Origin of the sequence: Gemmatimonas sp. (assembly GCF_046594945.1) — a bacterium.
In the GTDB taxonomy this organism is placed as follows: Bacteria; Gemmatimonadota; Gemmatimonadetes; order Gemmatimonadales; family Gemmatimonadaceae; genus Gemmatimonas.
Window position 1 is genome coordinate 1 of the sequence record NZ_JBKJRB010000008.1, and the last position, 3409, is coordinate 3409.

Annotated in this window: 3 protein-coding genes; 1 reads left to right on the forward strand and 2 read right to left on the reverse strand. The window is 65.2% G+C overall.

Annotated elements, in window-relative coordinates; all coding sequences use genetic code 11:
- Nucleotides 1-1306: aminotransferase class V-fold PLP-dependent enzyme (locus tag ACLL97_RS01025; RefSeq protein WP_411278614.1), on the forward strand; the 1306-nt coding region annotated here is incomplete at its 5' end.
- 251 nt (nt 1307-1557) lie between these two features.
- Here the strand turns inward: ACLL97_RS01025 and ACLL97_RS01030 are convergent.
- Together ACLL97_RS01030 and hemH are read right to left on the reverse strand one after the other, a co-directional pair.
- Nucleotides 1558-2763 (reverse strand): NAD(P)-binding domain-containing protein, encoded by a 1206-nt coding sequence (locus ACLL97_RS01030; RefSeq protein ID WP_411278615.1) that lies wholly within the window; start codon nt 2761-2763, stop codon nt 1558-1560.
- A gap of 1 nt (nt 2764) precedes the next feature.
- On the reverse strand, nt 2765-3409 hold a 645-nt coding region (hemH, locus tag ACLL97_RS01035; RefSeq protein ID WP_411278616.1), incomplete at its 5' end, for a ferrochelatase.

The following is a 3409-nucleotide window of genomic DNA, read 5'->3' on the forward strand; positions in this document are numbered from 1 at the left end:
GCTGGCCGTCGAACCGGAATTCCGCGCCAGTCGAGTATTTGCGCAGCTCGTCGGCTTCATCACGCGGCACTTCCTGTCCAAGGGGTTCGACCTCGGCATCATGTCGGGGACCACGCGTCAACTGCGGCTCTATCGGCACCTCGGTTTCCACGCCTTCGGCCCGCTTATCGGTACCGAACAGGCGGCCTATCAGCCGATGTATGTCACGGCGGAGGAAGTGCTGGGCTGGCCGGAGGCGTTGAACGACGGTGCCCAGGCGCCAAACGCGGGCGCGAACTTTCTTCCGGGTCCGGTCGGCATCAGCGAGGCCGTGCAACGCGCCATGCAGCGCGGCGCGATGTCGCATCGCGCGGAATCGTTTCATACGCGGTATCGCGAGACGCAGCAACAGCTGTGCGCGTTGGCACAGGCGCGGCACGTGACCATGCTGCTGGGATCGGGAACGCTCGCCAACGACGTCGTGGCTGCTCAGCTCTCGCTTCTCGACGAGCCCGGGGTGATCGTCAGCAACGGCGAGTTCGGCGACCGCCTCGTCGATCATGCCACGCGCATGCGGATCCCGCACACCGTCGTGCGTGCGCCGTGGGGTGAGCCACTCGACTACGGCGCAGTGTCGCGAACGCTGCAGAGTACGCACGCCCGCTGGCTCTGGGCCGTGCATGGCGAGACATCGACCGGTGTCCTGAACGACCTTGCCGCGCTCACCTCCATCGCACAGTCGCATGGGGTAAAGCTGGCATTGGACGCGATCAGCAGTCTCGGTACGGTGCCACTCTCCTTGCGCAACGTGTGGATGGCCAGCGCCGTGAGTGGAAAGGCTCTGGCGGCGTTCCCCGGCATCGCCATCGTGTATCACGATGGTGTGACGTGTACAGCGAGCAACCGAATTCCGCGCTATCTCGACCTCGGCTTCGCGGTGGAACAGCAGGGCGTTCCGTTCACGCAGTCCTCCAATCTGCTCGATGCACTTGGCACGTCGTTGGCGGAGATTGACTGGCCCGCTCGCTTCCAACGACTGGCGCAGGACGGCGTGTGGTTGCGACACGCGATGGAATCACGCGGATGGCGCGTACTGGCGGCCGCCGATCACGCCTCACCGGCGGTGCATACGCTGATCCCACCGTCAGGGGTCAGCGTACGCGCCCTCGGCGAGCAAATCCGCGCTGCCGGTTGGCTGGTCAGCTTTGAGAGCAACTATCTCCGCGATCGAAACTGGCTGCAGGTGTGCCTCATGGGCCACTATGCGCCGGATGCGCTACGCGCCTTTCCACTGGCACTCGATCGCTTCGCCGCACGAGCGGCGTGACGCATCGCGGTTCATTTTCCCTGAGTTCGCCTTCGCCGAGAGCCCGCACAGGGGCGAGCTCGCTACCGCGGAACACGGATCTCACCGATAGACGGAAACATCACAGATACGCCAACGACGATTTACCGATGCATCCCTCGCCCTTTGTTTCTCCGTGCCGTTTCGTGTAATCCGCTGCCTCCGTGTTCCAGCGGTTGCCGTCGCGGTCGCGGTTGCGGGGTCCGTCGCAGTGCCAGCGCGCACGATGCGTGCTACGCCGATAGCGCCGTCAGCTCGCGCAGCAGCAGACGCGTCACCTGGCGGACCATGACATCGGCGGCGTGCTCGGCGCTCGAATCCGTGCCGGCCTTCAGGGCGTGGGACTCAAGCGCCGCGCGTGCCGCGTGAACCGCTCGCGTTTCCAGCAGCGCCAGGCGGGCACCAACCTGCCGACGATGCATCACGCCGGCAAAACGGGCTAGCTCGCGTTGAAGCGCGACGTTGGCGCGCGCGCCGATATCGGCTGCGCCAAGGGCGTCGCCCGCGTACATGGCCAGCCATTCCAGATCGACGTATTGCACCGACTCCGGCAGCGCGGCGGCGTTCCCCACATTTGACGGCACACCCAAGTCGATCCAGATCGACGGAGCTTCCCGTTCACGCAACAACTCGCGCGCCTGCGCTGCCGTCACGATCGGCGTGGTGGGATGGGCAGCGAAGATCACCACATCCGAGGTGGACATCGCCGCCTCGCGTGAGCTCCACGACACATGCATAGCGCCGTGTGTGTTCGCCAACGACTCGGCACGACTATCGGTGCGGCTTGTCACGCAGACGACCGGGGCACCGACTCTCCGCCCGTCGGCCAGTGCCGAAACCACGATGCGCGCCGCATCGCCGGCACCGACCACGAGTACGTGCAGCGGCGCTGAGACGTCGTGTGGAGTCGGTGCAACAACGCGCGTCTCGACGAGATCCTGCAACGCGTCGCGCACGCGCATGCCAAGCGAGGCGCTGGCCGGCGTTCCGATCGCGGCGCGAATGTGCCGCGCGGCATCCACCGCATGTCGGAACACGCTATCGAGCAACGCATTCGTGGCGCCCACCTCGTGGGAGGCGCTCCACGCGCGTCTCACTTGCCCGAGAATTTCGGGCTCACCAAACCGGGCCGAACACATGCCGGCCGACACGGCGAACAGACGGCGCACCGCGAGATCGGCGTGCTTGCGTTCGAGCTGTACATCGGGAACGCCACGATCCTTCAGGAGCGCGCCGAACCACTCAGACGGATCATGCTCTCCCCACCAGTAGAGCTCCGTGCGATGGCACGTGCTCACCAGGACCGCCGGAATTCCCAGCGCGCGCAGCGAAAGCAGCTGCGCGGGCAGCTGCGCGGGGAGGACACGCAGTCGCCCCACAGCCTCCACGTCGTTCTGTTCGTGGGAGCAGCCGATAACATGAAACGGCAGGAGGAACACGCTAACGACCCGCCGCGGACTCCACGGGGACGTCGCACAATGAGGCCCTTGCCATCTTAGACGGCAAACCACGACAGGCGGTATTCGTGCACCCGGGGCAGTTCTGCTTGTACTGGGAACTGTGCGGCTGTCCAGATTCCAGATGCCGATTGACGATGTCGGCCAGCGCATCGAGGAATTCCGTGCGCGCGTTCAGCGACGGCGCGCGGCGGAAGCCGGTCATGCCGAGGGAATGCGCCAGTTCGCCGTACTCGATGTCGATTTCCGACAGCGTCTCGATGTGATCGCTGGTGAACGCGATCGGTACCACCAATACGTTCTTCTGTCCGCGCGCTGCCAGCTGCTTGATCATGGTCTCGGTGCTCGGCCCAAGCCAGCGCACAGGACCCACGGAAGACTGAAAACACAGCATGTGCGGATTTCGCAGCTCAGCCGCTTCTACCACGCGACTCACCGATGCCGCGATCTCCGAGGGGTACGAGTCGCCCCGGTCGATGACTTTCAGCGGCAAGGAGTGCGCGCTGAACAGCACCAGCACGTCGTCCCGCTCCTGCTCCGGATACTGTTCGAGGCCGTCATCGATGGCGCTGGCCATGGAGCGCACGAAGCCATCGTGCTCTCCCCACCGATCGATGATGCTCCAGGT